We start from the raw sequence: 26,295 nt of genomic DNA, 5'->3' as shown, positions 1-26,295 counted from the left end.
TTGACCCGTTACATTTGCTTTGACTCTTGGGAGCATTTGCTGATTTTTATGCTTGATGGCTTAGAGCTTCTCCCTCCTCCTAATACCTGTTAATTTTCCATAATGAGAATTGCTGGTTTTTTGCCAGGGCAACCGCACACGTTTCTGAATATTTTGGTATAGTTCTCTTTTAGGATCGAGATTGCTTGATCATAGGATTCTGCGATCACAAGTTTCATAATAAATACACAATTGACGGGTTTTGAAAGAACTTCCTATTTTGTATTCATTTTGATTGAAACCATTATCTAGCAATCGTTTGCGATTTATTCGTAAATTATTTAGAAACGTGTGCGGTTGCCCTAGGTTTTTTGCCTTTAATCTTGTTCAAAGTCTAACTTCAAGGTAAAATAGAGAACGGAATACTTGACTTAGTAAATCTAGTGAGTATCTAGACTCGTTTGACAACATAGTTAAACGACATCAAAATTCTAAATAGAGATAAGTGGATAGATGTGTACAAATGAATCCTTCCTTTTTATGGTGGCTAAGTTGCCAAGCTTATAAGCACAGAATTCCAATTCTACCCAAGATATTAAAAACATTCAATTTCTTTTTCTTTCATGCTGTCCTTCCTTATCAAGCTGAAATAGAAAAAGATATTGAATTACAGCACTATGGATTAGGAATTGTAATTCATCCCAATGTCAAAATTGGACATCGAGTGAAAATTTATCATGGCGTGACTCTAGCTGCGGAAACTTGGATTGGTTCTCCATACAAGATTTATATTGGTGATGATGTTTTAGTAGGAGCTGGTGCTGCTGTCATCGGTCGGGGAAATCAGGATTTAAGGATAGGAGATCGTGCCGTGATTGGCGCTAATGCTGTAGTAACCAACGACATTGATGATGGCGAGACTGTTGTAGGTGTCCCTGCTAAATCAATTTGTAGAAAGTCTAAAAAAACATGAACATAACTGTAGTTGTTCCGACTTATCAACGTCCAGCCGACTTAGCTCGCTGCTTGGCAGCGCTCAAAGCGCAAAGTCGTTCCGTCGATGAAATTTGGTTGATTGTGCGTGATACTGATCAAAAAACTTGGCAGTTCTTAGAAACGTTTGATCGTGAGAATTTACCTTTACACACAGCTCCAGTAACAGAGACAGGAGTGATTGCTGCTATGAATATTGGTCTAGAATCAGCGACTGGAGATATTGTGGCTTTTACGGATGATGATGCTGCACCACATTCTGATTGGCTAGAAAGGATAGAAGCTTATTTCCAATCTGATCCTAGTATCGCTGGTGTGGGAGGTCGGGATTGGGAATATCATGATACAACCTTAGAAGATGGAGCAAAGCCTGTAGTGGGAAAGCTGCAATGGTTTGGCCGCTTGATTGGGAATCATCATATTGGTTTTGGTGAAGGACGAGAAGTGGATGTGTTGAAGGGGGTGAACATGAGTTTTCGACGTTCTTCAATTCAAGATTTACGCTTTGATCAAAGGATGCGTGGTACAGGTGCTCAAGTTCATTTTGAAGTGATGTTTTGCCTAAAACTCAAAAAAAATGGCTGGAAACTAATTTATGATTCCCAAATTGGTGTAGATCATTTTCGAGGCGAGCGCTTTGATGAAGATCAGCGTGATACGTTTAACCAAATTGCTCTACAAAATGCTGTACATAATGAAACCCTAGCGATATTGGAATATTTATCACCGATGCAGCGTTTAGTATTTGTATCTTGGACAATCGCGATCGGGACAAGATCTGCGCGAGGTTTATTGCAGTGGTTGAGGTTCTTACCCAAAGAAGGTAATTTATCTGGTCAAAAGTTAGGGGCTTCTTGGCGCGGACGCTGGCAAGGTTGGCAAACTTGGCAAAAATCACATAGGACATAAGTCCCAATAAATAGAAGAGTTGCAAAGCAACTCTTCTATTTATTGATGAACAGCCATGCACTATCATTGAAAGGCTTTTGCGCTATTATTCAAAACCTACAACCTCTGTATTAACTTAATATGATAGATATGAGCGACCATGTCACATTTCAGCAACGTCCCACATGGGATGAGTATTTTATGCTGCTGACTAAACTTGCTGCGATGCGATCGACCTGTCTAGCTTTTCCTGTGGGGGCTGTCATCGTGAAAGACAAGCAGGTGTTAGCTACAGGTTATAATGGCTCGCCATCAGGCTCAGTACATTGCACTACCCAAGGCTATTGCTATCCAAACATGCATAATTGCACGGTTAACAAAGATTTTCCTTCAAGGGCAGTTCATGCAGAAGCCAATGCGATTGCACAGGCAGCGAAGCATGGCATCTCTACAGAGGGAGCAAGTATTTATGTCACTCTAGAGCCATGTATTTCTTGTCTGAAGTTGGTAGTTTCGGCGGGGATTCGAGAAGTTTTTTATGAGACAACCTTTAATAAAGGTAACAATGCGGCTTTGTGTCAATCCTTTGTAGATGAGGGCTTAGTTATGCTCAAACAAATACAGGTTTCGCCTGTAATTATCCAAAGAGCTAATTTATTTCTCAGTTCACCAACTTCTGAATTAAGCTTATTTCCAAGCTCATAAAGTTTCAAATCGCCGCTTTGCGGCGATTTGAAACTTTGTTTTAATCTAGCTAAAGGGTAAATTCCCCGCCGCTCTGCGGCGTGAGTATATTCTGTCAAAAAAGAATTTAGATACCCCGTCCGCTTGCGGCGGGGTTATCCATTAGCTGTTTAAAACCTCGATCGCAGCTTTGACACCAGCACCATATGTGAAATTGGTGTAGCCGAGATCAGAGATTGATGCTTCTAATGCACTGATTGCAGTGAGAATGTCGCGATCGCCGACAAAACCAAGATGTCCAATACGGAAAATCTTGCCGTTGAGATGATCTTGACCGCCAGCCATGACAATATCAAACTTCTTCTTAATGGTGGCGCGAATCTTTTCCGCTTCCAAACCTTCAGGCGGGACTACCGATGTAATCGATGCACTAGCAGCATCATCGGGGGCTAACAAGCCAAGGTTAAGCGCCTTAATCGCGGCACGAGTAGCATCACGATGGCGTAAATGACGTGCAAAGATATTCTCTAATCCTTCACGCTGCATGATCTCTAGGGAAGCTTGTAATGCCATCACCATATTTACGGAAGTGGTGAAAGGCGTAGAATTCTTCGCTGCATCCTTACGCGCTTTACCCAAATCAAGGTAGAACTTAGGCAGGGTTGCAGTTTTATAAGCTTCCCAAGCCTTAGGGCTAACGGATACAAATCCCAAACCAGGGGGAATCATGTAGCCTTTTTGCGATCCAGAACCGACCACATCCAGACCTAACTCATCGATGGGAACATTCATTGCTCCCAAGCTGGTAACCGCATCAACGATGATCAGGGCTTTTTCGTGAGTCTTAACATGGCGATTAATCGCAGCAAGATCATTAAGTACACCAGTTGATGTTTCGCTATGGGTAATAATGACTGCCTTGATTTCTTTGTTGGTGTCAGCTTCTAATTTGACACGAAAATCTTCAGGATTAAGTGCTTTACCCCATTCAGCCTTAATTACTTCGACGTTTACGCCATAGGCTTGGCAGACTTCGACCCAGCGTTCGCCAAATTTGCCATTGTCACCGACAAGAACGCGATCGCCTTTACTCAAAAAATTAATGATGCCTGCTTCCATCGCACCCGTGCCGCTAGCGGTGAGAATCAATACATCATTAGTGGTCTGGTGTAGCCACTTGAGCTTGGTGGTCACATCTGCCATGACCTTGCTAAAGTCGCCGCTACGGTGTCCGATGGGAGCTTTTGCCAGCGCCAACAATGCCTGCTCAGGCACAGGTGTTGGACCTGGAATCATCAACATCAACTTATCTTCCATGAGTCGAAATCTTGTAATGCTTGGTTTAATACTAGATCTAGTATTGTACGCACTAAACTGTCATTAAAATTGATCAAAATTCTCTTTTGACTAATAAAACCAAGAATCGAGTGGTGACGCGGAGCGTCACCACTCGATTCTTTTAATCTTTATACACTCTTTTTGAGAATTTCCACCTTATCAAGGCGTTCCCAAGGAAGATCGAGATCATTGCGTCCCATGTGACCATAGGCTGCCACATCTTGGTAAAAACGTCCTTTGCGATCGCAAGGCAAGTTTTGGAGATCAAAGTTTTTGATAATTGCCGCAGGACGCAAATCAAAATTATCCTTAACCAAACCTAATAAGGTCTCATCATCAACCTTACCAGTACCAAAGGTATCGATGTGTAAACTGGTAGGACGGGCAACACCGATCGCATAACTGATTTGCAATTCACATTTACTGGCTAAACCTGCCGCCACAATATTCTTTGCCGCATAACGAGCCGCATAAGCAGCACTGCGATCGACCTTTGTGGGATCTTTACCAGAAAAAGCACCGCCGCCATGGCGAGCATAGCCACCGTAGGTATCGACAATAATTTTGCGTCCAGTTAGCCCTGAGTCACCCTGCGGTCCACCAATCACAAACTTGCCAGTGGGGTTAACAAGATAGCGAGTTTGCTCATTGGGTTTAACCGATGTATCGGCAAAGCTTGGCAAAATTACATTAGTCCAAAGATCCGCTTTGATCCGCTCTTGTACTTTTGCTTCATCACTAATGCCATCGATTGCCGCATCATGTTGTGTAGAAATTAAGATGGTGTCAATTGCTACAGGTTTATCATTTTCATAAACGACAGTGACTTGAGTTTTACCATCGGGACGAAGGTAAGGCAGCGTTCCATTCTTGCGAACAATTGAGAGCTGACGCGCCAAACGGTGAGCTAAAGCGATCGGCATCGGCATAAACTCAGTGGTTTCATCACAAGCAAACCCAAACATGATGCCTTGGTCACCTGCACCCACTGCTTCGAGAGCCGCATCTTCTTCTTCGCCAGTACGAGCTTCGAGGGCCACGTTCACACCTTGAGCAATGTCAGGGGATTGTTCATCAAGGGCTACCAGCACGGAACAGCTATTAGCAGAGAATCCGTTGTCAGCATTGGTATAGCCGATTTCAGCAATTTTTTTTCTAGCTATATCGACATAGTTGACATGTGCTTTGGATGTGATTTCTCCAGTGATCAAGACTAGACCAGTGTTTACTACTACCTCAGCAGCAACACGAGAGCGTGGATCTTGAGCCAGCAAAGTATCGAGAATTGTGTCGGAGATCTGATCACAAATCTTATCAGGGTGACCTTCCGTAACTGATTCAGATGTAAATAAAAAGCGACTGGCCAACTAGGTTTCCTCCTAAACGCAAAAAATTAAGCTTGCGAACTTTGCGAATATTTTTAAGATCTATCAATCATAGTACAAGGAGATATTCCTTAAAACAAAATCATTCCCAAAAGAGAAGTGCGCCGCAAAGCAGCGCACTTCTCTTTAATAAAAGTTGAGTATGGCTATTTGTTAATCTGTTTTTAACGCAGCATCAACTTCTACGAAAGATTTGTAGCATTTCTCTGGATCATAAATATGGCAACGATCGCCAATATCCTTGATCAATTCCCAAGAGAACTTAGTCTTATACATATATTTTCCCCAATTCTCATCTAGAGACTTATGAGCAAGACGTAGATTATAGGAAGGAATACCTGTGGAAACGTGGTGGGGAACATGCACGTTAATGTCGTGACAGAGCCACTCTACCCAAGCAGGGTAATCGCAATGTACTGTTCCTGTTAACTGATCAGTTGCAGCATTCCATTTATCCTTTTCTTTGAATTGAATGTCTGGCATTGTGTGGTGCACAATCGTAAAGGTACTCATCCAGAAGTGATATACCAACCAAGGCATCAGAAAGAAATTGATAAACCCAACAAAGCCTGTCGTTACGATTAGAATAGGAAGGGCAATTACAGCAAATGCAATTACCAAACGGTAGGAAAACTTGACTTGCTCCTGTTGACGCTCTGGGTAAAGACTGGCATTGAAGTGTAGGTTTGCCCAATGAATAATTGAACCAAGCCACCAAAAACGGGTGCGAATTAGTCTATATACATTGGAAATCAGACCTTTTCCTTTTTCGTATTCTTCGACGGTAAAGGGATACCAAGCATTGTCTTCGCCCATCTTATTGGTATGCAGATGGTGGTGATCATGCTTGAAGCGCCAACCGTGAAATGGGTATAACAATGGTAAGAAGGCAATATGTCCAACTAGGTCATTAATCCAATTCTTATTGGAAAACGAGCGATGTCCACAGTCATGACCGATGACAAACCAACCTGTGAGTGCTGTGCCAGTAAAAAACCAAGCAAAGGGTAATAAATACCAAGGTGCAAATGCGATGCTGGCATAACCCAGAGCGGCAGCAGTTAGAGAAAATAAGACGCTCAGCCAAGCTCTGAGGGGATTTTTCTCAAAGTATTCAGAGGGAATAGTTTTAATGATGTCGCGGAGAGTAGTCTCAGAGGTAAGAGTGTGTGAAGAGTTTTGTATGGCAACCACTACTGAGCACTCCCTACGGTGGTCAATCTTTGACGGCTCAAGCTTTGCAATTGCTGGAAAAGAACATCAATATCGGATTGCAATTCCGCTAGCTCAGCCTGAACTTCTTCGGAATATAACTTTTTAGCGGTTACGTTCAATGGGGAAATCTCTTTGGTTGGGGATTCAGTTTGTTTGCTCATACTTTCTTTTAAAACGCTTGAAAAACGTTGCGATCACACCACAAAAATATCAAAAAAATATTTATGCCTCAGATTCTAGCCTATGTCATGTGTATTTTTGTATACCCATAACCATATCTAATGAGTAATTATACGGATTCAAATCATCATAATTGTCATTGAATACACAGACAAGCAGGTTAAGTCCCTTGTTCCCTGTACGTATCGGCGATTTGATGTTTGATTTAGTATTTTGTGCCAAGCGGGGTGTCAGCAAATAGGATCGGCGCGATCGCGGCGGCTGAGCCTAGACGATCGTCAGCATATTCTTCGAGGCTGTAGTATTGATCCATGCGATCGCAAAGACCTTCTGGGCTAAGGCTTTGAATGTTGTGGCTAATGATATAGCTCTGAGCTGCGGAGCCACGAAAAACCGCGAAAGCTTCCTCACAATAGGCTTGTTTTGATTCTTTAGAGGCAGCTCTCCAGTCTGTACCATGCATATTGCCACCTAGAATCGGTTGACCATTGGCAGGAAGCACGGGATGACGCTCAGCAGCAAGGGTTGCTTTAGGACTGAAACTCAAAAATAAAATGACAGTAAAAACCATAGCTAGTCTGGCAAATCGCTGAAATTTAAACCCATGTTTGAGGATTGAGAGCATGGAAGACTGATAATTTATTTTTAGGCTTGAGCAAAAGTCGTTAAGGTTTGATAACATTTCCTGATTAATCGCACGAAACATATCAAAATAGTAATCGCAATATTGTCAAATAGGTTGTATTGTCTAGTTCTTAGGGGTTTTTAAATTTCTTTATAAATCCACAAACATGATACTTTCGCTAATTTTCTGTTGTCTTTAATACAGAAAAGTTTCTTTTTCTCTTCAATTAATCAAATTTCCCAGTCCGACCAATGTCTGAACACTATTTGAATCATCCTACTTTTGGCTTGCTATCTCGCCTGTGTAGGGTAGATGAGTTTCGTAGTTTGTTCACCACTCTCTACGCCCAAAGATTGTTTTTCCTAATTACCAGTAGCTCTGAAGGGATCCAGTTTGAACCTGTTTCTCGCTCAGATGCTAAGCTGATGGTCGAAAATCAGATGCGATCGCTACGTCGTAGCGGTACAGATACTGATCAGAAAAATCTTCAACATATCTACAAACGAACCTTTTCCCAATGACATCGCGTATTTCTCTTAAAGCTGCGGCAAAGATTAATCTCTATCTAGAGATTACGGGAAATCGTCCTGATGGCTATCATGACTTGGTGATGATTTTGCAGAGTATTGATCTTTGCGATCGCGTTGATATTCGCAAAATAGGGACAGATCAAATTCAAGTGTCCTGTACTAATTCTGAAGTACCTTGCGATCGCACAAATCTGGCTTACAAAGCTGCTGCTTTGATGCAGAGTGTCTATCCCGAAATTGGTGGCATGGAAATTGCGATCGACAAGCAAATTCCGATGGGTGCTGGCTTAGCAGGTGGTTCTGCAAATGCGGCGGCTGTTTTAGTAGGTATAGATCGACTGTGGGACTTGGGGCTTACCCAATCACAACTTTGTGATTTTGCAGCTCAATTAGGCTCTGACATACCGTTTTGTGTGGTTGGTGGTACAGCTTTGGCGACAGGTCGTGGCGATATTCTTTCGCCTTTGCCAGATATTAAAGATTTAGTGCTTGTAATTTGTAAACCCCGCAAGATTGCCATCTCTACACCATGGGCTTATCAAACTTTTCGATCCCATGGGTTGCTGGCGAATAATCCAGCACGACACCAAAATCTTTCTAGTCAAATGGTTGCGGCAATCGCCGCAGGTGACGCTTCAACTCCTGCCAAAATTGGAAGATTGCTATATAACGATCTTGAACGAGCAGTATTGCCTGAGTATCCTGAGCTGGTTGCACTCGAAAACAAGTTGCTAGAGCAAGAATGTCTCGGCGCAATGATGTCTGGTTCGGGATCAACGATGTTTGCGATCGCAGCAGATTTAGATAGTGCGAAACGCATTGCTGAAGCAGTAAAAACCAATGAAATTGATGTATGGGTGGTTAAGAGCCTCGTGCGATCGATTTTTGATGCTTAATTCTCCTATCGTCGGTGTAACTACCTCAGTGATTTTGTTTGTGATTTAGGATAGGAGAAGTAGTGTTGATTATCCCTACTTACCCCCTCCCCTAACCCTATGGCTTTCTATTCTATTAAGTCTCCGATTAAGCTGCCATTGCTGATCTGCCTGAGCTTGCTAACTGCGATCGCAAGCGTGATATTTGGCATATCCCAAGCAGACGCATTGCAAGTAATGCTAAAACCCAATAATCCCAAGTTGGGTGAAACGGTATCGGTGTGGATTGCGACGGATAAGCCCGATGCCGCACCAACAGTATCGGTTAACGGCAAACAGTTTCCTGCCTTTGCGATCGCACCAAGTCGCTGGCGCGCCTTTATTCCCACAACGCCATTAGACAAGGCGGGAGGACGGAAGGTGGTGGTCAAGACCGAAGACTCGGAGCAAATCTTACCGATGCAATTGGGTGATCGCAAATTTCCCACTCAAAGTATTTGGCTCAGTGATTCGGGTGGTGGACTAGAACCAACAGATTACGAATGGGACACAGTTTCCGCGTTTAAAAAATTGGTTACGCCGCAAAAGTTTTGGAATGGCGCTTTTGCTCGTCCTAACGATGGCGAGATCACCACGGTTTTCGGTGTGCAACGCTATTACAATGGCGAATTTGCCAATGACTATTACCACCGTGGGGTTGACTATGCAGGTGAAACTGGCTCTACAGTAGTTGCGCCCGCATCTGGTTATGTGCGTTTAGTTGGCACTGTGGCGCAGGGCTTTAGACTGCATGGCAACACCATTGGCTTAGACCATGGACAAGGCGTTCTGAGTATTTTCCTGCATCTCAGCAAGATTTATGTCAAGGATGGTGATTTTGTGAAGATGGGGCAACCAATTGGAGCAGTTGGCTCCACAGGTGCATCATCTGGGCCACATTTGCATTGGGGCTTATATGTCAATGGCGAAGCTGTCGATCCTGTACCATGGCGATATGCTGCGATCGAATAAAAAATTTAAAGCACCGCAAAGCGGTGCTTTAAATTTTTTTAATACTAACAAGAAAATGATTGAAATATGATTGTTTTTACAACTAGTAGAAAAATAGTCTTTTATTGTAAATCAAGGCAAATTCTGTCAAAAATTTTTTTAATTTACTTACGTTTTTGCGATCGCAATTCATCATCTTTAATATTTTTCTGATCATCAGTGAGCCTTGGTAAAGCGATCTCCTGATGCCGATAGAGTCGATACATTAAGTACAGGCAAAATGCAAAATATCCCGAACTAAACGAAGCCTTGATTAATTCTGCCGTAGTCTGTAATGCTGCCCCTTCAACTGGTACACCACCCATTGCACCATAGGCAATTGCCCAAATTAACATCATTGCGATCGCAACTTGGCTCACATCCCTGACCTTACGACTACTTCTTTGCCGTACCAAAGCAATCACCGAGGGAATTAGACCAAATACTGGCACTAGACAAAAAAACATTTCTATACGTTCCTTGGTCGAATCCCGTGGAATTTGATCAGGATTTTCAATTTTGCGATCGCGCTTAGAATAACGGCTCATAACAAAATTTGTCTCAATTCTGCAAATTGTAATATTGTCAGCTACATTTATAGTTGCTAGAAAAACTGGTAGCCAACAGGGAATAGGTATGACACAACTAAGCGTTATGGACTTGGCAAAGCAAGGTGATCCAAATGCCATTGCGGCATTGATCAATCGATCACTAGCATCTAAGGGGATTCACGCTCAAGCAGAGTTAGAAGCAGAATGCCTCAAAATTTCCTTGAGAGCTGCTCAAATTCCCAACCAAAAAGCAGTTGTGACGATTATTCATCGCGGCATGATTATTTTGCAAGTTGAGCAAATTAAACATGTCAAAATTTTTACCTATCGCTCTGATAATAACTACCTAGCTTGGCAACATGAAATTAATCTTGATGATAATCTCAAAGAGGATGCGTCAGATTCTCAGCTTGTCGATCCTAAGGACAACAAAGTGCAAAGTACAAATCTGGTCAGTAATCCTAGAGGGGTAATCCTAGTGCAGAAAATGTCTCAAATTCAGCAAAACTTGCAAGAATACCAAGACATCATTGTACGCTTCACTGATGAGCATGTGGGTACGGTGCGTTGTTTAACTACATTGACAGAGCTAATTCAAGTGATTAGTCAACCCAGTTTTCTATTTGCAGCAGTTGCCTCCAATCCGAGTTTACGCAGCTTGCTTGATACGATCGCCGAATCTAGTAAAACCGATGAACATGGTGATCAGGTAATTACGAACCTGTCAATTTTGCAACCAGGACAACAATGGCAAAGGGCAAAAATTCGTTTAGTTACAAAAATTTTCTTAGAACCTGCTGATAACGAACCTGAAGCAGATGAAGTTCCCCATCAGGGAATTACCCTAGACTTGGCAGACTCCGAGCCAGAAGTAATCAAGACTCCTGTCGATGTTGGTAATATTGACGATAAGCAGAGCAATATTACCAACCAAGTTCCTGCCCAAATTCTTAATACAGAGATAAACCGTACTATTGTTGAGAACATTGTTGTTCCGCCACATATTGAAAATATTTACGCTGAAGAACCAACCACACTATCAGACGATATCACCTCAGAATTAAGCGCCGCCACAGAATCAAGCACATTTCAAAAAGTAGATGCATCCATAGAAGATGCCATCCAAGTTCATGAAGAGCAAGAAAATTCAATTACTGTAAATTCATTATTTGACGACTTTGCCGAAGTTCCTGTCACAAATCCAACAGCTATTGCTGAGCCAATGCCTCCTGCAACAGAGGTGATGGGAATTGGCGATGCAGATTCAATGACCGTAGGCTCGTTATTTGACGACTTTGCGGAAACACCTTCTTTAAATACAACTAGTTTTGAGACAACAGCAACTTCTGACCTTGATGATTCTCCACAAACAATTGATAGCTCTGTGCCTAATTCCGATACGCTTACAGTAAATTCCCTCTTTGATGATTTTGTGGAAACTTCTTCACCGCCATCGCTCGTAATAATGGTAAATGATCTGACGGAAAATATGGACTTCGCAGATTCATTATTTGATGACTTTATGGTGACTGATACAAATAGCCATTACGAACATTACAACGACGTATCCACAACCATTGCAAGTCAAGAGCTATCACCATTATCCACATCAGAACCAGAAGAGCAAACTGAGTCCGACCTATTTGGTGGCAGCTTCTTTCAGAATGATGACAGCTCTAATACATCTCTAGACTCAAGCTCTGATATGGGAGCCAACACTATAGAGAATATCCTCAGAAACATGGATACAATCTCCCTTGAAAGTAGTAATTCGTCATCCAAAAACAAATTTGTTACTCTAGAAAACTTTTCCGAAGATCTCAATTCCGTTGGTTTCTAGGTGATGATTCTGACTGATTTTCAAGTCAATGGTTATTTGTCAACTAACTGCTCGCAAATTTCCACCAAGCGAAAGTTAGGAGGGAATTTGCCGTCATTCTTGATTTGCTTAACATATTCTGAAGGAATCCGCCAGAATAACTTACTGTCTAGCGCTTTAATCACATCGCCACGATCAATCACTCCAGCCACCGAGCCAACGGCGGACACAACAATCACATAGCGCAATTGCTTTTGTTCAAGCAAGTTCACCACTGTTGAAATTTGAGTTTTTGTTTCAACAGTATCAATCTGATCTAAAGGTGTAACTAGAGATTGCAGAGACTTAGATTGCCACTCATGATGATCGATATTGCGGATTGCACCTGCGGCGATAACGCCACGATCGCGCCCATTTGATGATGCGACATAAATGGGATTAGCATTTTTATCTTCCATTAATAGAAATTTGTCGGCAAAGTCACGCAATGACATATCCGCATCTACCAAGCGAAATTCACGAGTCATCGCTGCTTCAGCATTAATATTTAATAGAGCTTGCTGCAAATTATTGAGATAGAGATAGCCGCCTGCACTACCAAAGAGAAACCATCCTAAAAAGAGGAGGAAGATTCCAGCGAAATTGGTAAGCAGAATCAAGCCTCCGAAAATCATGATCAGAATCCCAAAAAATTGCCCCGATCGGGCTGCCCAGCGAATTCCTGTAAATCGATCGCCTGTCAATTTCCAAATCACTGCCTTGAGCATATGGCCACCTTCAAAGGGCAATGCAGGAATCAGGCTAAACACCCCAAAAATTAGGTTGATTCGCGCAATATTCAGGGCAATCATTGCCCAAATAGCAGGAATAGTACCAATGCGATCAGGCAGGCTGTCAATCAATTTAGGTTCATTGGCAATGGATAAATCGCCAACAATCAACCAAACGATCGCAAAACCAAACGCACTTAGGACAAGGCTTGTTAACGGGCCTGCGATCGCAATACTAAAAACAGACAAAGGATCTTTGGCTTCTCGCTCAGGTGTACCTGTGCCACCCATAAATTGAATGTTAATGGCGCTAACCTCTATGCCACGGGCTTTAGAGATTACGGCATGGGCAATTTTATTTAAAGCAATCGACAGAAAAAAGAAAACTGCCGTAATTGCTCCATACCCTAAAGAAAAAGATGGCGATAGCTTGGTATAGGCAGCCCCCAAAAGAACAGCTAGGAAGCTGAGTACCAGAAACCATGATGAATCAACATATAGGGGAATGCCAAAAATATTACCAATGCGGATACCGCCTCTCATGATCTGTTTGTCCTAGTTTTTTGTGACTAGCTTAGCTTAATTACAACATTTTGACACTGGCAGTGATACAGGGTTTGATCACCTCTCGTCATATCTTCTTGCCATTATTGCTAAACTGAAAATCTGTATTCCGTGGAGATTTCGGTGAAGCGTAACTTTATGCTCTCTTTTTTGAGTCGTGTTTTTGCCGCAGCCATCGCTGCTGTGATGCTCGGTAATCTTTCTTTCAACATGCCACTACTATCGCAACTGTCAGGCGATGCTGCCAACGCTTCGCAACTCAGATCCTCTCCTGATCTGATTGCTCAAGCTTCGGCGCAATCAGCCAACTTGCTGACAGATGATGTAGTCAAAACAGTCTTAGACAATGGCTTAACAGTCTTGACTAAAGAGGTCAAAACTGCCCCCGTAGTCAGTGTGCAAATTTGGTATCGTGTTGGCTCACAAAATGAAACAACAGGCATTACAGGTATTTCCCACCAACTTGAACATTTAATGTTTAAAGGCACAACTGAGCGCCCGATCCAATTTGGACGGTTATTTAGTGCCTTGGGCAGTGACTCCAATGCCTTTACCAGCTACGACATGACTGCTTATTTCGGGACAGTAGGTAGCGATAAGTTAGAAGCAATGTTGCAGCTCGAAGCCGATCGGATGATCAATACGGTTGCAGGTGAAGATGAGCTGAAGAGTGAGCGCACCGTTGTGCTATCAGAGCTAGACGGCGGTAATAATAATCCAGGGACTAGACTCTACCGCCAATTGATGTTAGCGGCGATGCCTAATAGCTCTTACCGATGGCCAGTAATTGGTTATCGCCCCGACGTGGAAAAATACACCGTTGAGGATATCCAAAATTATTACCGTACTTTCTATCGCCCTGATAATGCCACTTTGGTAATTGTCGGTAATTTTGATACAGAAGCTACTATCAAAAAAGTCCGTGAAATCTACGGTGCGATCGCAGCGCCACCCAAACCAAAAGTTTTAATTACTGCTGAAGCACAAAAAAACAAACCCAAACCGCCAGAGGTAATTACCGAACAGCCAATTCGCCTCAAAGAGCCAGGCAGTGTGCCATTTTTGCAAGCAGTTTATCCCAATTTGCCGAATATTAATGGTGAAGATGTCGTCGCGATTGATGTTATGGACAGCATTCTGACATCGGGTAGAAGTTCAAGACTCAATCAGGCACTAGTTGAGACAGGGCTAGCTAGCGGTGTTAGTGGCAGTTCATCATCGATGATGGAAACAGGTTGGTACTTTATGAGTGCGACACCGACTGAGGGTAAATCCTTGGAAGAGTTGGATCGTCTATTGCTAGATGAGATTGATAAGTTGCAAACTCAGCCCATTACCCAACAGGAACTAGAACGCGCCAAAAATAGTATGCGAGCGAGTTATATTCTCGGTAATCGTGATATCAATTCGCAAGCTATCCAAATCGGTTATAACCAGACTGTAGCTGGAGATTATCGGTTTAGCGATCGCTATCTGAGCAGATTAGAGCAAGTGACGGCTAGCGATGTGAAACGGGTTGCCAAGAAATATCTGCAAAGAGAGCGTCGCGTAGTCGGCTATTTTGAGCCGTCGGTAATTACCGCTCAAGCTGGTACAACGCCTACCAATGCCCATGCTTCAGATACATTTAAGCCCAGTGAACCCGTTGACCCTGCGGAAGTCGCTAAATATTTACCTGCCAGCGCCTTAACTACCAAAGCCGCAGTCCCACCTCAGGTAAAGCCCGATCGATTTACCCTCAAAAATGGACTCAAAGTGTTGTTATTGCGAGATAGCAGTACCCCAACCGTAAATTTAGTTGGAGAAATTGGCGCAGGTTCAGGATTTGATGCAGTTGCCAAAGCAGGACTGGCAGGAATTACTGCCCAAAATCTGACCAACGGCACAACTACTAAAACGGCTTTAGAACTTGCATCTCGGTTAGAAAATCGTGGGGCAGGTTTAGGATTTTCCGCAGGTCGTGAAAGTGTTGGTATCTCAGGAATTGCCCTATCGCAAGACTTACCGCTTGTAATTGATCAGTTAGCGGATTTGCTCCAAAATGCTACCTTTCCCGTCAAAGAATTTGAGCTAAATCTCCAGCGCAATCTTCAGGCTCTTAAATCTGAATTGGATAACCCCAGTTCCTTAGTTCGTCGTATTTTCCAAGCGACGCTCTATCCTGAAGGACATCCTTTTAGACCAATGCGAACTGAAGAAACCTTGAAGTCGTTAAAACAGGAAGATTTAATCAATTTTTATCGGACTTATTATCGTCCTGACACCACGACACTTACACTGATGGGCGATTTTGAACCCACTGAAGTACGGAAATTGATTGAAGAAAAATTGGGTAACTGGAAAACATCAGGTCAAGCCCCACAATTCCAATATCCCAAAATTCCTAACCTCACGGCAACCAATGAAAAACAAGCCACGTTAGCAGGTAAAACCCAAGCCGTAACAATCATCGGTCATCCCAGTATCTCCCGCTCTGATTCGCAGTATTACCCTGCCCTATTACTCAATCAGGTTTTAGGTGGTGATACCTTGGCTAGTCGTTTGGGGACAGAAATCCGCGATCGTCTTGGCTTAACCTACGGTATCTATAGCTTCTTCCAAGCTGGCAGACCACCACAGGGTGCTTTTATTGTGCAGATGCAGACCAGTGGTGAAGATACAGAAAAGGCGATCGCAGCGACCGTCAGTTTGCTGCGAAATGTCCGCGATCAAGGCATTACTAAGTCTGAGTTTGATGGTGCGAAAAAAAGTTTGATCAATAATTTCTCTACGGAATTTGCCAATCCCGATAATATTGCTAGTTCTTTACTTAGTGATGAGATCTATGGTTTACCGATGGGAGACTTTTATAAATTCCCCCAACGCATTCAGGCGGTTACGCTTGAGCAAGTCAATCGTGCTGCAAAAGAGTTGCTCCAGCCCGACAACTTACTGATTGTTTCCGTAGTTCCTGAAGCGAAGAAGTAGTTAAAACCTTAAAAAAATAGAGCCAGTGCAAAGCACTGGCTCTATTTTTTTAAGGTAAAGAACAAATAAAACTGTTAGGATCGATCCCGATTAATGTTTGAAATTAGATATCACAATGGACGCGATCGCAATTAGCTCTCTTGCTCTGAATATTGTTTTGGGACTATTTATCTTGATGTATATCTTTCGGATCATCATGACATGGTATCCGCAGATTCCTCTCAATCAGTTTCCCTATAGTCTGATCACCTTTCCCACCGAGCCACTGCTGTTTGTATTACGCAAATTAATTCCGCCAATTGGGGGCATTGATATTTCTCCCGTCATTGGGGTAGGAATTTTTAGTCTATTGCGTGAAATGTTGCTAGGACAACAGGGCATCTTGACGATGATGCAATAACTAAGCAAAAACGGCTACCCTTAGTTCTTTACGGTCTATATCCATAACCGCAATGCGAGAGCAGGGAATCGTGTCAGCTTGGACAAAATTAAACATTGTCCCTTCATAAATTTCTAAGCAGGCCTCTGGCGATGCTGAAAACTGGATGCATTGATTAGGAAATAACGATTTTTCTAAGAAAGTAGCACGAGGTTCAGAGATGCGAATAATTTGCACGGTTTCAGTTTCATTACGATAGATGCAGGTTAGTTGATTAAACTGAGCTTCTAGGTCGCTGGAGTTGATCTTTTGTGCTTTGATATTATACATTTTCTTAACCTGTGATTACCTGCTGGTTATTGATCCCAGCGTAGGGCATCGTCTCACGGCTGACGGTGATATAGCGCACATATTCCAAGTTTCTTAAGCTTTGGGATCGCCTTATGCATTAACTCAAATCACGGCTAGAGCCGCTTTGAGTACCGACCTTAGCCGATTTTTTTGATAAGTATTTCGTCAGATCAACGAAAGTATCACGACGCAAATAGGGATAATCACCCACCCAAAGATTATATTGCGGAATATAAGCGTCAGATGTTTGGCGGCTGACTCGACCAAAGCGGCGATCGTTAGAAAATAGAAGCATACAGATAGTTTGTTCGGGACGGATGCGTTTTAATTCCCGTCGCATCGGTAGTCTCAAAGTAGTTACGAAATCGGTTTCATCACCTAACTCAATATTTAAAAAGCTTTCGGCATCATAGCTAACGTCCATACGTCCCCGTGAGTTAACTTTTTCTTCACGGGCTAATACTTCCTGCGAGACATAAACATCTAGCACTTCTGCTTGCCAATATCCGCAATGGGCAAATCGCCGCAACTTGGCATTGCGAATGCTTGCCATGGCTACAGGCTCTAGCATCCAGTACAGTCCACCGAGGGCAGCGCAGACAAACATTACAAGGGCGGCAAAGCTACTAGGGTTATTTTCGTGAACGCGGTTATAGAGGATCGTAAATACAATCACACTGGCGATGGAAATCGCCACACGGCGGAATACACTCTGCCCATCGCCCCAATAATACTGATACTGCTCAGCGGTGGGTACAGCAGGAATTAGCTCATCAAAATTTCGACGTTTGAGGGGAATGATCATAAAACCAATTGAAGTTCTCGCTTCTAAGCACAGCCTATCATTAATTCAAAGCTAATAGAGCTGCACCATACGCAGCTTCCATTTGTGATGATTTTGCCATGGGAATTTGTAAATTGCGATTGCGAATTTTTGTCCAGACAGGATTATTTGCACCGCCACCCGCCGTATAAAGCTGCTGCACTGGCGAAGCCCCCAAGTCCCTGAGCAACGCATAGCCCTGCGCCTCGATCCTTGCCATGCTCTCTAGCAAACCATGCAAAAACTCGGCGGGATCATTGGGACGTGGCTCAAGGCGTGGCGTTAAATGGGGATCATTAATCGGAAAGCGGTCACCTGTTTTTGGCAATGGGTAATAGTCGAGGGGGCTGGGTATTTCAGGATTAATGCGATCGCAAAGTTCTGATAGTTGCTGATCACTAAAAAATTGCCGCAATACTGCACCACCGACATTAGAAGCACCACCAACTAACCACAAACAACCATGCTGAGGATGCTCAAATCGATGGCTATAAATACCGTAACGCGAGTCATTAATGGGGCGATCGCTGAGGACTTTCAGCACCATCGTTGAGCCAAGGGATGTCACCGCTGTGCCGATCGCAGGGGCGGCACAGCCGACACTCGCCAAAAATGCGGCATTACTATCCGTTGTTCCCGCTACGATCATGCAATCTTTAGGCAAATCAAGTTTGTGGGCGATCTCTGGCTGAATCATGCCCACAGGGGTACTAGGTGCGAGTACCTTGGGCAAAGTTACCGCAGGATTTTGGGCAGCCCAATTTTGGAGCCAATCAGGATATGTAAGCAGGATCGGGTCATACCCTAATTTGAGGGCATTGTGATAGTCACTAATACCTAAGTTTCCATGCAGGAGGTAGCCTAAATAATCGGCTTGATGCAATAAATAAAGCTTTTGATCGGTTTCTGTTGCTGGCTTTATATCCTGTGCGATCGCAATTAACTTGGCAAAACTGGAAGTCGCGCTACAAACGATATGTTGCGGCGGCGCAATTTGGTTCACCTGATCTAGCAACTCGGCTGCACAAATATCGCTATAAATCATCGGCGGTTTCATCACAGTGCCATTGCGATCGCAAAGTACAACCGTTGCCGAAGTACCATCAATGGCAATGCTTTTTATGTTTTGGCGAATCTCTAGGGATAACTGGGAAATCACATCCTGTAAAGCAAATTGCCATGTTTGGCAATCACGAATATCGTAATCAGCCCTCGTCATGTCGATGATTTTGCGATCGCAATTAATTGCGATCGCCCTTACACCCGAAGTCCCAAAGTCAATCCCCAAAAAGTGGTCCATGCTAGAACAGTTTCCCTGTTGTTTGTAGATTTTTTAATCTGTGCATTAGTCCTCATGGATTACCAAATGGAAAAAGTAGTGTCACAGAGCTAAAATTGCTTTACGATCGCTACCATGTCAAACACCACAGAGTCAAACACCCCAAAAAATATCAGAATTGTACTAGTCGAAACGGCGGGATCTAGAAACCTTGGCTCGGTGGCGAGGGTGATGAAAAACTTTGGGTTATCCGAGTTGTGGCTAGTCAACCCAAAATGCGATCGACATGGTGATGAAGCGCGACAAATGGCAGTTCATGCCCCAGATATTTTAGACAATGCCAAGGTGGTAGACAATTTGCCTGCCGCATTAATTGACTGCCAGAGAGCGATTGCCACCGCGGGTCGCATTGATCAAGGGGAAATGAAAGTAACTACCCCTTCTCAGGGTATGCACTGGCTCAGGCAAGCAAAAACTAGTGCGATCGTGTTTGGTGCAGAGGATCGCGGTTTGAGCAATGTTGAAATTCAACATTGTCAGCAGGTAATGCGAATTCCCGTTAATCCTGAATATCCATCCCTAAATCTGGCTCAGGCGGTAGGGATTTGCTGCTATCAGCTCCAACTATCAAAAGAAAATACGCCAAATGTCGTAAATTTAACTAGCCAAATCGCACAAGATTTGATAGAGTCAGCACCCATAGACCTTGCTAACCGTAACGACTTAGAAGCTTGCTATCAGCAACTTGAAGCCGTGTTGTTGAAGATCGGTTATGTTTATCCACATACCGCCACCCATCGACTACGAAAATTTCGGAATATCTTTGATCGCGCTAACCTGAGTCCGTCAGAAGTGGCGATGTTGCGAGGAATTTTAAGGCAGGTCAACTGGGCAACTGCTCATCTTGATTAATTTTTAGATTGATTATCCAGAGACATTTTCATATCGGAGTTATAAACAGCAGTGGAACCAAAAAACTTTTCATCGCCTGACGCTACCGACAAGAGCCGTGAAGCGCGTTTAAGTAAGTTGCGAGAGCGTCGCACCAAGGCTGTGACAAGCAATAGTGATGCTGCTATTCGTACAACTAATGCTGAAATCAATGCTGCGACGAAGATGCGTATGAACGAACCACTGGGAGATCCAAGATTTAGCGACGATGCTCAGTATGCTCGTCCTGAGAAAAGGACATCTGAGAACAGGCTCAAACCATTACCTAGTCGTCAAAATCGCCTTGAATCACGCTCTGAAAATCGTCCTGACAATGTATCGAATCTCCGTGGTAACGCCAAAACAGAGTTAGGCAGCCGCCGTAGAAGTAATAGTCAAGTTAGTAGCAAAAATAATCCTAATCGCCCGATCCCCATTCGTCCTGCCACTAAATCCCCTGTCAAAGTATTCGGTTGGCAATTGCTACGTTTAGGGATTGCCGCGATTGGTTTGAGCGTGATTGCAGGTACTTTTATATCTTGGCAAGGTCAGCAATCCTCTGCAACCAAGAAAGATCCTAGCGAAACCGTTGCTAAGGAAGACAAAAAGGCAGATAGCCCAGATATTGCTCCCATCAATCTAAAAAACGAAGAATCCGCATTACTCACCAAAATCAAATCCTTGGCGGCGACCGAAGCCGACCTTGGTATGCAGATGATGGTGGTTGAGTTGGACTCTGGCGCGTATGTTCAGGTGGGTGCAGATAAACCCATTGCTGCGGCTAGTACGATTAAAACTCCCTTATTGGTTGCTTTCTTGCAAGATGTCGATGCAGGTAAAATCAAGCTAGATGAGTTACTTACGATGACTAAGGATGTCATTGTTGGTGAGGCAGGAGATTTTCAATCATTGCCTGAAGGCACAAAAATCTCAGCGCTAGAAGTTGCCACCCAGATGATTATCATCAGTGACAATACGGCAACCAACATGATCATTAAACGCCTTGGCGGAATTGCCGCAGTCAATGCTCGCTTTAAGTCTTGGGGATTAAATAACATCGTTGTGAAGAATCAACTTCCTGACCTCGAAGGCACAAATACGATCAGCACAAGGGATATGGTGTCATTGCTATCCATGATCGATAAAGGGAATTTATTAGCACCACGCAGTCGCGATCGATTTATGGATATCATGCGCCGCCCTGTGACCAATACCCTTCTGCCCAGAGGTATTGACGAAGATGCACGCATCATTCACAAGACAGGAGATATTGGCTCAGCAGTTGGTGATGCAGGCATTGTCGATATGCCTAACGGTAAGCGTTATGCGATCGCAGTGATGGTCACGCGCCCCCACAATGATCAAAGGGCTAATGAGCTAATTCGCCAAATTTCGCGGACAACCTATGACTATTTTATTAATGGCGGCAAATTGCCAGAAACTAATTCATCTGAGCAAGGTAGCCCTGACACAGCTAACCCTAGTGATAGTGGAACTAGCACCATCGAAAATATTGTCATTCCTTTGCCAAATACATCTCAACCAAACCGAGAGCAGAACACAGATCCATAACCAATAAAGGCGACGCTTTGCGCCGCCTTTATTGAGTGTGCTGATAACTATGCTGAGCTACTTAATTAAAAATGATCCCTTGGTTGAGAAATATCGGCAGCTTGAGGCTCAGATATGGGAGAAGTGCGATTGTTACTAATACTATTGTGGGGCAAAGGTTGATCGTCGATTGCCGCTTCAATATTGGCAGCCATAATATCGCGAGGAATTACCCCTGTCGCATCACCAATTGACTGATTAGCACGATCCAAGAAAATAAAGCGGGGAATACCATCAACACGATATTTAGTTACCTCTGGGAGCCATTTGTTATTGTCCACATTCAGCATCACAAAGTTCATGCGATCGCTATATTCCTGTTCCAGTGATAAATTATCCGCCGCCATCGACTGACAACTTGTACACCAATCCGCATAAAACTCAATCGTAGTCGGTTTACCATTTACCAAAGCTTCATCAATAGGAATTGCGGCAGCCGCCACAGCATCGAGGGAGGTACTGCTACGCTGGGCTTGCAATCCGAGAAATAATGCTGCGGTTAATACAATCGCTGCGATCGCAACTAATAAATTTCGCAACTGATTTGCGTTGGTAGATGTTGGACTGATTTGATTTTCTGGATTCATAACAATAACTTACAAAAATGACTATTCCCATTATGCCGAGCAAGGTTTGCTCTATGCTAAAGCAATTCTAAATGATTAACGAAAGACTGGTTGATGGTTTAAGTCCCCTGAATAACAATGAAATTACACAATCAATTATGAGTAATTCTGCAAACTCCTTTGATGCCTCCGAATATGACCTCACTCAAGCCAAGCTAACATTTAAGGAAAAATTAGCCTATGGTGCTGGTGATCTCGGTACTGCCATTACCACAAATATCCTGTCATTTTTTCTCCTGTTTTTCTTTACCAATGTTGCAGGGCTTGATCCCATCCTCGCAGGATTAGTTTTACTCGTCGGGAAGATTTTTGATGCGATTAACGATCCGATTGTGGGGGTACTGAGCGATCGCACCAAATCAAAAATGGGAAGACGATTACCTTGGATGCTCTACGCGGCAATTCCTTTTGGGTTAACATTTTTCGCACAATGGTTAGTACCAAGTACCGATAAAATGACGCTCTTTTGGTACTACGTGGTCATCGGTATTGTGTTTAATCTCTTCTTCACCGCCGTTAACCTTCCCTACACTGCCCTCACTCCCGAAATTACCCAAGACTATAACGAGCGGACTAGCCTTAATACGTTCCGTTTTACCTTCTCGATTGGTGGCAGTATTGTCTCTCTGTTTATTGCTCAGTTAATCTTTGCTTTTTTCAAAGATCCCGCTCGCCAGACAGGTAGTTGTAATACGGGAGGAATGCAATATATTGTGCTGGGTGCAGTCTGTGCAATTATTTCCAGCATCTCGATTTATTGGTGTATTTGGGGCATTAAAAAAAGAGCGATCGCCAGTGATCGGCATCGACTTCACAATGAATCCCTTGATGCTGATACTGAAGAACTAAGCTTTTGGGAACAACTCAAAATAGTCTTCAACAATCGTCCATTTCTGTTTGTGATTGGCATCTACTTCTGTTCATGGTTAGCGTTACAAATCACGGCTTCAATCATTCCCTATTTTGTGGTCAATTGGATGCGAATGGAGGAGAGTGATTTCATCCTCGTGACGATTGCCGTTCAAGGTACAGCACTGATTATGCTATCTGTTTGGAGTGCCATTAGCAAAAGATTCGGCAAAAAAGCAACCTATTTTATGGGTTCAGGCGTTTGGATTATTGCTCAAGCAGGACTGTTTTTCTTGCAACAAGGACAGGTCATCATGCTCTATGTGCTAGCGATTATGGCTGGGTGTGGAGTATCTACTGCCTATCTCATTCCTTGGTCAATGATTCCCGATGTCACCGATCTCGATGAGTTAGAGACAGGACAACGTCGTGAGGGAATTTTCTATGCTTTCATGGTGCTATTACAGAAATTTGGACTAGCGGCGGGGTTGTTTTTACTGGGGATTGGGTTGTCATGGGCAAACTTTCAAGAGCGAATCCCCTGCCAAGCGATGCCAATTCAACCAGATTCAGCTCTATTTGCAATTAGAGTTGCGATTGGCCCCTTACCGACGATTGCGCTTGTGATTGGCTTAGGTTTAGCATACTTCTATCCCATTACCCGTGAGGTACACACGGAAATATTGGTGCGTTTAATGGAAAGAAGACGTGAACGAAACGAATGAATTAGATTGCGGTACTAGAGAGTTAAAATGAGGGATATTACATTTTTTATTAAAGATTCTTACACGATTTACTACGATCGCAAGGCTTTATTAATCGCACCACTTTACTAATTACTATTTGCTAAAATTTACATAACTAAGCTGTGAGCAGGAATATCATGCAAGCAACTGTGATTGAAATAGAACAGGAACAAGAGCCTCAAATTCATCTTTGGTCGATCGCGGACTATCACCAAATGATTGAGGCGGGAGTTTTGGATGAGGATGATCGCGTAGAACTGTTGGAAGGAAAAATTGTTTGTATGAGTCCACAACGACCATTTCACGCGGCAAGTGTGCAACGTAGTAGCAGATTGCTATTTAAATTGCTAGGCGATCGCGCCGAAATTCGCATACAGTTACCAGTTACATTAGGCAATGATTCTGAGCCAGAACCAGATATTGCGGTTGTTAGGTTTGATGAGAATGAATATTCTTTTAGGCATCCTGAAGCCCCTGATATTTATTTGTTGATAGAAGTTGCTGATTGGACTATCTCAAAAGATCGCAAGCAAAAAGCACGTATTTATGGCAAAAATCAAGTTTTAGAATATTGGATTCTCGATTTACAAAAGCGACAAGTTTATATTTTTCGCCACCCAGAGGATGGAAGCTATCGTGAAGAATTAATTTTGAATAGCGATGCTAATACTACAATGCAAGCTTTTCCTGATGTGACGATCTCTTTAGATGCTTTATTTGCGATCGCAAATAACTAAATCTTTGCTTGAGCGATTGCTTATCAATTTTTTGTCTTTGCGGCGGAGCGCATCCTGAAAGGAATCGCCAATAACTTCTCAGAACTCATCAATGGAGCCAACCATTTCCGCCCACTTAAACTTGGCTAAAAATAGACAACTTTAACGAGCATATCGGTTTCGGTATAACGGTCTAGTTGAGCCGCCGCAGAGAATCTTCAGCTTTTAAATTTTGATAAAGTGCAGTTTTAGGCTGTGTGCTTATACAGGAGTAGCTCGCAAACGAATGCCAAGTGACTGTATAACTCTTAGAACAGTGGCAAATTCTGGATTACCGTCAATTGACAAAGATTTATAGAGGCTTTCACGTCCTAAGCCTGTTTCACGCGCAACATTTGTCATTCCTTTAGATCGAGCAATATCTCCTAATGCGGCTACCACTAAATTAGGATCGCCATCTTCAAGAGCGGCTTCAAGATAAGCTGCCATATCTTCTTTCGTTTCCAGATGCTCTGCTGCATCCCAAAGATGAGTTGGAACTTTGTTCATGAGATCTCCTATAGGTTTTGTGATAAGTCTAAGGCTGTTTTGATGTCGCGATCTTGGGTGCGTTTGTCGCCTCCTGCAAGCAACACGATTAACGTATTCCCTTGTTGTATGAAATAAACTCGATATCCTGCACCATAATCAATACGGAGTTCTGACACACCTTTTCCTATCGGTTTTACGTCACCAGGATTGCCCATAGACAACCGCCGAATACGAATGTCGATGCGCGCCCTAGCTTCCCGATCGCGCAGTGATTTAAACCACCGAGAATAAATTTCAGTCTCCCGAATTTCAATCATGCTTTAAGTGTATCCCATGGGATACGGAAAAACAAGCAACAAGAAAACTTGCTTAACTGCTGTTGTTGCGATAAAAACTCCGAATAGATTGGTTCCGTTACATTTTATTAACGCACTCTGAAAGTCAAGCTTTGTATGCGGTCAAATTTAGTTACTTGTTCGATATTTTTAACTATGGTGTCTAAGTACAGGACAAAAATTTAATAGAGTTAAAGAAGGCTTGAGAATTGAGATGAAGGTCAAAGATAATATGCCGAAGAAAATCAAAGCCAAGCCGAAAGATACTCTTAGAAGGTATTTGTAAAATAAATATTAAGGAAGAGAACAAAATAAAACTCAGGGGAGAAAGTAGAAAAAAAGCAAAATGACAAAATGTCTAGGAAAAAATACCCAACCGATCTAACGGATCAGCAGTGGGAGATTATCAAAGATATGTTTCCTGCGGCAAAATCTGAAGTAGCTCAAGGGAGAAAACGCACCACTAATTTACGAGAAGTAGTCAATGCCATTTTGTATTGGACAAGAAGTGGTTGTGCATGGGATATGCTCCCGCATGATTTCCCGCCATCAGACACAGTGTATATGTACTTTCGCCGATGGCAGCGCAAAGGAATCATCGAAGAAATCCATGAAAAGCTACGAGATAAGTAGCCATGCAGAATTATTTACACATATCCGAACTAATGGGAAGATTCTAAGAATCACCATATCCGAACTAATTACTGTGAGACTAATTGAGCCACTT

Annotated in this window: 27 protein-coding genes; 14 read left to right on the top strand and 13 right to left on the bottom strand. The window is 43.1% G+C overall.

Going from position 1 to position 26,295, the window contains the following annotated elements; all coding sequences use genetic code 11:
- Nucleotides 1-502: 502 nt before the first annotated feature.
- From H6F41_RS16080 to H6F41_RS16070, 3 genes are all read left to right on the top strand, one after another.
- Complete coding sequence (locus tag H6F41_RS16080; protein ID WP_190404484.1) at nucleotides 503-952, top strand: serine O-acetyltransferase; 450 nt, start codon at nucleotides 503-505, stop codon at nucleotides 950-952.
- Nucleotides 949-1,881: a glycosyltransferase family 2 protein gene (locus H6F41_RS16075; RefSeq protein ID WP_190404483.1), complete on the top strand. Its 933-nt coding sequence runs from the start codon at nucleotides 949-951 to the stop codon at nucleotides 1,879-1,881. Before H6F41_RS16080 ends, H6F41_RS16075 begins: the two co-directional genes overlap by 4 nt.
- A 120-nt stretch (nucleotides 1,882-2,001) precedes the next feature.
- Nucleotides 2,002-2,565, top strand: a complete 564-nt coding sequence (locus tag H6F41_RS16070; protein WP_190404482.1) for a deoxycytidylate deaminase — start codon at nucleotides 2,002-2,004, stop codon at nucleotides 2,563-2,565.
- Between the two features lie 141 nt (nucleotides 2,566-2,706).
- Here the strand turns inward: H6F41_RS16070 and H6F41_RS16065 are convergent, their stop codons facing one another.
- The 5 genes from H6F41_RS16065 to H6F41_RS16045 all read right to left on the bottom strand — a co-directional run bounded on the left by H6F41_RS16065 (nucleotide 2,707) and on the right by H6F41_RS16045 (nucleotide 7,233).
- Complete coding sequence (locus H6F41_RS16065; protein WP_190404481.1) at nucleotides 2,707-3,861, bottom strand: pyridoxal-phosphate-dependent aminotransferase family protein; 1,155 nt, start codon at nucleotides 3,859-3,861, stop codon at nucleotides 2,707-2,709.
- 149 nt (nucleotides 3,862-4,010) lie between these two features.
- On the bottom strand, nucleotides 4,011-5,249 hold the full coding sequence (gene metK, locus H6F41_RS16060; protein WP_190404480.1) for a methionine adenosyltransferase: 1,239 nt from the start codon (nucleotides 5,247-5,249) through the stop codon (nucleotides 4,011-4,013).
- Nucleotides 5,250-5,420: 171 nt separating this feature from the next.
- Complete coding sequence (locus H6F41_RS16055; protein WP_190404479.1) at nucleotides 5,421-6,461, bottom strand: fatty acid desaturase; 1,041 nt, start codon at nucleotides 6,459-6,461, stop codon at nucleotides 5,421-5,423.
- Nucleotides 6,461-6,643: a hypothetical protein gene (locus H6F41_RS16050; protein WP_190404478.1), complete on the bottom strand. Its 183-nt coding sequence runs from the start codon at nucleotides 6,641-6,643 to the stop codon at nucleotides 6,461-6,463. Before H6F41_RS16050 ends, H6F41_RS16055 begins: the two co-directional genes overlap by 1 nt.
- Before the next feature lie 224 nt (nucleotides 6,644-6,867).
- The gene (locus H6F41_RS16045) at nucleotides 6,868-7,233 is read right to left on the bottom strand and encodes a hypothetical protein (RefSeq protein WP_242023067.1); all 366 of its coding nucleotides are present in this window, start codon (nucleotides 7,231-7,233) and stop codon (nucleotides 6,868-6,870) included.
- Between the two features lie 305 nt (nucleotides 7,234-7,538).
- Between H6F41_RS16045 and pipX the strand changes: the two genes are divergently transcribed.
- The 3 genes from pipX to H6F41_RS16030 all read left to right on the top strand — a co-directional run bounded on the left by pipX (nucleotide 7,539) and on the right by H6F41_RS16030 (nucleotide 9,703).
- Complete coding sequence (gene pipX / locus H6F41_RS16040) at nucleotides 7,539-7,808, top strand: transcriptional coactivator PipX (protein WP_190404476.1); 270 nt, start codon at nucleotides 7,539-7,541, stop codon at nucleotides 7,806-7,808.
- Nucleotides 7,805-8,713 carry a 4-(cytidine 5'-diphospho)-2-C-methyl-D-erythritol kinase gene (gene ispE, locus H6F41_RS16035; protein WP_190404475.1) on the top strand — a complete coding sequence of 303 codons (909 nt, stop codon included), beginning with the start codon at nucleotides 7,805-7,807 and terminating at the stop codon, nucleotides 8,711-8,713. The genes pipX and ispE overlap by 4 nt, the downstream gene beginning before the upstream one ends.
- 99 nt (nucleotides 8,714-8,812) lie before the next feature.
- Nucleotides 8,813-9,703, top strand: coding sequence for a M23 family metallopeptidase (locus H6F41_RS16030; RefSeq protein WP_242023066.1), 891 nt, complete (start codon nucleotides 8,813-8,815; stop codon nucleotides 9,701-9,703).
- Nucleotides 9,704-9,846: 143 nt separating this feature from the next.
- Here the strand turns inward: H6F41_RS16030 and H6F41_RS16025 are convergent, their stop codons facing one another.
- Nucleotides 9,847-10,269, bottom strand: coding sequence for a hypothetical protein (locus H6F41_RS16025; protein ID WP_190404474.1), 423 nt, complete (start codon nucleotides 10,267-10,269; stop codon nucleotides 9,847-9,849).
- Nucleotides 10,270-10,357: 88 nt separating this feature from the next.
- On the opposite strand from H6F41_RS16025, the gene H6F41_RS16020 reads away from it, so the two are divergent.
- Entirely contained in the window at nucleotides 10,358-12,112 is a 1,755-nt protein-coding gene (locus H6F41_RS16020) for a hypothetical protein (protein WP_190404473.1), read from the top strand.
- A gap of 32 nt (nucleotides 12,113-12,144) precedes the next feature.
- Here the strand turns inward: H6F41_RS16020 and H6F41_RS16015 are convergent, their stop codons facing one another.
- Nucleotides 12,145-13,404 carry a site-2 protease family protein gene (locus H6F41_RS16015; RefSeq protein ID WP_190404472.1) on the bottom strand — a complete coding sequence of 420 codons (1,260 nt, stop codon included), beginning with the start codon at nucleotides 13,402-13,404 and terminating at the stop codon, nucleotides 12,145-12,147.
- 159 nt (nucleotides 13,405-13,563) lie between these two features.
- On the opposite strand from H6F41_RS16015, the gene H6F41_RS16010 reads away from it, so the two are divergent.
- The gene (locus H6F41_RS16010) at nucleotides 13,564-16,392 is read left to right on the top strand and encodes a M16 family metallopeptidase (protein ID WP_190404471.1); all 2,829 of its coding nucleotides are present in this window, start codon (nucleotides 13,564-13,566) and stop codon (nucleotides 16,390-16,392) included.
- A 115-nt stretch (nucleotides 16,393-16,507) separates the two neighbouring features.
- Nucleotides 16,508-16,792 carry a YggT family protein gene (locus H6F41_RS16005; RefSeq protein WP_190404486.1) on the top strand — a complete coding sequence of 95 codons (285 nt, stop codon included), beginning with the start codon at nucleotides 16,508-16,510 and terminating at the stop codon, nucleotides 16,790-16,792.
- Here the strand turns inward: H6F41_RS16005 and H6F41_RS16000 are convergent, their stop codons facing one another.
- The 3 genes from H6F41_RS16000 to H6F41_RS15990 form a co-directional block, all read right to left on the bottom strand.
- Nucleotides 16,793-17,101, bottom strand: a complete 309-nt coding sequence (locus tag H6F41_RS16000; protein WP_190404470.1) for a DUF1830 domain-containing protein — start codon at nucleotides 17,099-17,101, stop codon at nucleotides 16,793-16,795.
- Nucleotides 17,102-17,219: 118 nt separating this feature from the next.
- The gene (locus H6F41_RS15995) at nucleotides 17,220-17,927 is read right to left on the bottom strand and encodes a hypothetical protein (RefSeq protein ID WP_190404469.1); all 708 of its coding nucleotides are present in this window, start codon (nucleotides 17,925-17,927) and stop codon (nucleotides 17,220-17,222) included.
- 40 nt (nucleotides 17,928-17,967) lie between these two features.
- Nucleotides 17,968-19,245, bottom strand: a complete 1,278-nt coding sequence (locus H6F41_RS15990; protein WP_190404468.1) for an FGGY-family carbohydrate kinase — start codon at nucleotides 19,243-19,245, stop codon at nucleotides 17,968-17,970.
- A gap of 114 nt (nucleotides 19,246-19,359) precedes the next feature.
- Between H6F41_RS15990 and H6F41_RS15985 the strand changes: the two genes are divergently transcribed.
- Both H6F41_RS15985 and H6F41_RS15980 read left to right on the top strand, forming a co-directional pair.
- Nucleotides 19,360-20,136 carry an RNA methyltransferase gene (locus H6F41_RS15985; protein ID WP_190404467.1) on the top strand — a complete coding sequence of 259 codons (777 nt, stop codon included), beginning with the start codon at nucleotides 19,360-19,362 and terminating at the stop codon, nucleotides 20,134-20,136.
- Nucleotides 20,137-20,187: 51 nt separating this feature from the next.
- Nucleotides 20,188-21,726 carry a serine hydrolase gene (locus H6F41_RS15980; protein ID WP_190404466.1) on the top strand — a complete coding sequence of 513 codons (1,539 nt, stop codon included), beginning with the start codon at nucleotides 20,188-20,190 and terminating at the stop codon, nucleotides 21,724-21,726.
- A 65-nt stretch (nucleotides 21,727-21,791) separates the two neighbouring features.
- Here the strand turns inward: H6F41_RS15980 and H6F41_RS15975 are convergent, their stop codons facing one another.
- Complete coding sequence (locus H6F41_RS15975) at nucleotides 21,792-22,352, bottom strand: thioredoxin domain-containing protein (RefSeq protein ID WP_190404465.1); 561 nt, start codon at nucleotides 22,350-22,352, stop codon at nucleotides 21,792-21,794.
- A 137-nt stretch (nucleotides 22,353-22,489) separates the two neighbouring features.
- Between H6F41_RS15975 and H6F41_RS15970 the strand changes: the two genes are divergently transcribed.
- Together H6F41_RS15970 and H6F41_RS15965 are read left to right on the top strand one after the other, a co-directional pair.
- Entirely contained in the window at nucleotides 22,490-23,965 is a 1,476-nt protein-coding gene (locus H6F41_RS15970; RefSeq protein ID WP_190404485.1) for an MFS transporter, read from the top strand.
- Between the two features lie 158 nt (nucleotides 23,966-24,123).
- Nucleotides 24,124-24,723, top strand: a complete 600-nt coding sequence (locus tag H6F41_RS15965; RefSeq protein WP_190404464.1) for a Uma2 family endonuclease — start codon at nucleotides 24,124-24,126, stop codon at nucleotides 24,721-24,723.
- A 240-nt stretch (nucleotides 24,724-24,963) separates the two neighbouring features.
- On the opposite strand, the gene H6F41_RS15960 is transcribed toward H6F41_RS15965, so the two are convergent.
- Together H6F41_RS15960 and H6F41_RS15955 are read right to left on the bottom strand one after the other, a co-directional pair.
- Nucleotides 24,964-25,251 (bottom strand): addiction module antidote protein, encoded by a 288-nt coding sequence (locus H6F41_RS15960; RefSeq protein ID WP_190404463.1) that lies wholly within the window; start codon nucleotides 25,249-25,251, stop codon nucleotides 24,964-24,966.
- An 8-nt stretch (nucleotides 25,252-25,259) separates the two neighbouring features.
- Nucleotides 25,260-25,550 carry a type II toxin-antitoxin system RelE/ParE family toxin gene (locus H6F41_RS15955; protein WP_190404462.1) on the bottom strand — a complete coding sequence of 97 codons (291 nt, stop codon included), beginning with the start codon at nucleotides 25,548-25,550 and terminating at the stop codon, nucleotides 25,260-25,262.
- A 372-nt stretch (nucleotides 25,551-25,922) separates the two neighbouring features.
- Between H6F41_RS15955 and H6F41_RS15950 the strand changes: the two genes are divergently transcribed.
- Complete coding sequence (locus tag H6F41_RS15950; RefSeq protein ID WP_190404461.1) at nucleotides 25,923-26,201, top strand: transposase; 279 nt, start codon at nucleotides 25,923-25,925, stop codon at nucleotides 26,199-26,201.
- The last annotated feature ends 94 nt before the right edge of the window (nucleotides 26,202-26,295 follow it).

This window comes from Pseudanabaena mucicola FACHB-723, from assembly GCF_014696385.1.
Classification (GTDB): domain Bacteria; phylum Cyanobacteriota; class Cyanobacteriia; order Pseudanabaenales; family Pseudanabaenaceae; genus Pseudanabaena.
Note: the sequence above shows the minus strand (reverse complement) of the source record. Positions and strands in the feature narration are given on the sequence as shown.

Coding starts and splice junctions, on each gene's coding strand:
- H6F41_RS16015 (WP_190404472.1), bottom strand. CDS start 13,404: ATGAGAGGCGGTATCCGCATTGGTAATATTTTTGGCATTCCCCTATAT.
- H6F41_RS16000 (WP_190404470.1), bottom strand. CDS start 17,101: ATGTATAATATCAAAGCACAAAAGATCAACTCCAGCGACCTAGAAGCT.
- H6F41_RS15985 (WP_190404467.1), top strand. CDS start 19,360: ATGTCAAACACCACAGAGTCAAACACCCCAAAAAATATCAGAATTGTA.
- pipX (WP_190404476.1), top strand. CDS start 7,539: ATGTCTGAACACTATTTGAATCATCCTACTTTTGGCTTGCTATCTCGC.
- H6F41_RS16080 (WP_190404484.1), top strand. CDS start 503: ATGAATCCTTCCTTTTTATGGTGGCTAAGTTGCCAAGCTTATAAGCAC.
- H6F41_RS15970 (WP_190404485.1), top strand. CDS start 22,490: ATGAGTAATTCTGCAAACTCCTTTGATGCCTCCGAATATGACCTCACT.
- H6F41_RS16065 (WP_190404481.1), bottom strand. CDS start 3,861: ATGGAAGATAAGTTGATGTTGATGATTCCAGGTCCAACACCTGTGCCT.
- ispE (WP_190404475.1), top strand. CDS start 7,805: ATGACATCGCGTATTTCTCTTAAAGCTGCGGCAAAGATTAATCTCTAT.
- H6F41_RS15975 (WP_190404465.1), bottom strand. CDS start 22,352: ATGAATCCAGAAAATCAAATCAGTCCAACATCTACCAACGCAAATCAG.
- H6F41_RS15960 (WP_190404463.1), bottom strand. CDS start 25,251: ATGAACAAAGTTCCAACTCATCTTTGGGATGCAGCAGAGCATCTGGAA.
- H6F41_RS16050 (WP_190404478.1), bottom strand. CDS start 6,643: ATGAGCAAACAAACTGAATCCCCAACCAAAGAGATTTCCCCATTGAAC.
- H6F41_RS15950 (WP_190404461.1), top strand. CDS start 25,923: ATGTCTAGGAAAAAATACCCAACCGATCTAACGGATCAGCAGTGGGAG.
- H6F41_RS16070 (WP_190404482.1), top strand. CDS start 2,002: ATGATAGATATGAGCGACCATGTCACATTTCAGCAACGTCCCACATGG.
- H6F41_RS15965 (WP_190404464.1), top strand. CDS start 24,124: ATGCAAGCAACTGTGATTGAAATAGAACAGGAACAAGAGCCTCAAATT.
- H6F41_RS16025 (WP_190404474.1), bottom strand. CDS start 10,269: ATGAGCCGTTATTCTAAGCGCGATCGCAAAATTGAAAATCCTGATCAA.
- H6F41_RS16075 (WP_190404483.1), top strand. CDS start 949: ATGAACATAACTGTAGTTGTTCCGACTTATCAACGTCCAGCCGACTTA.
- H6F41_RS16030 (WP_242023066.1), top strand. CDS start 8,813: ATGGCTTTCTATTCTATTAAGTCTCCGATTAAGCTGCCATTGCTGATC.
- H6F41_RS16010 (WP_190404471.1), top strand. CDS start 13,564: ATGCTCTCTTTTTTGAGTCGTGTTTTTGCCGCAGCCATCGCTGCTGTG.
- H6F41_RS16020 (WP_190404473.1), top strand. CDS start 10,358: ATGACACAACTAAGCGTTATGGACTTGGCAAAGCAAGGTGATCCAAAT.
- H6F41_RS15995 (WP_190404469.1), bottom strand. CDS start 17,927: ATGATCATTCCCCTCAAACGTCGAAATTTTGATGAGCTAATTCCTGCT.
- H6F41_RS15955 (WP_190404462.1), bottom strand. CDS start 25,550: ATGATTGAAATTCGGGAGACTGAAATTTATTCTCGGTGGTTTAAATCA.
- H6F41_RS16005 (WP_190404486.1), top strand. CDS start 16,508: ATGGACGCGATCGCAATTAGCTCTCTTGCTCTGAATATTGTTTTGGGA.
- H6F41_RS15990 (WP_190404468.1), bottom strand. CDS start 19,245: ATGGACCACTTTTTGGGGATTGACTTTGGGACTTCGGGTGTAAGGGCG.
- H6F41_RS16045 (WP_242023067.1), bottom strand. CDS start 7,233: ATGGTTTTTACTGTCATTTTATTTTTGAGTTTCAGTCCTAAAGCAACC.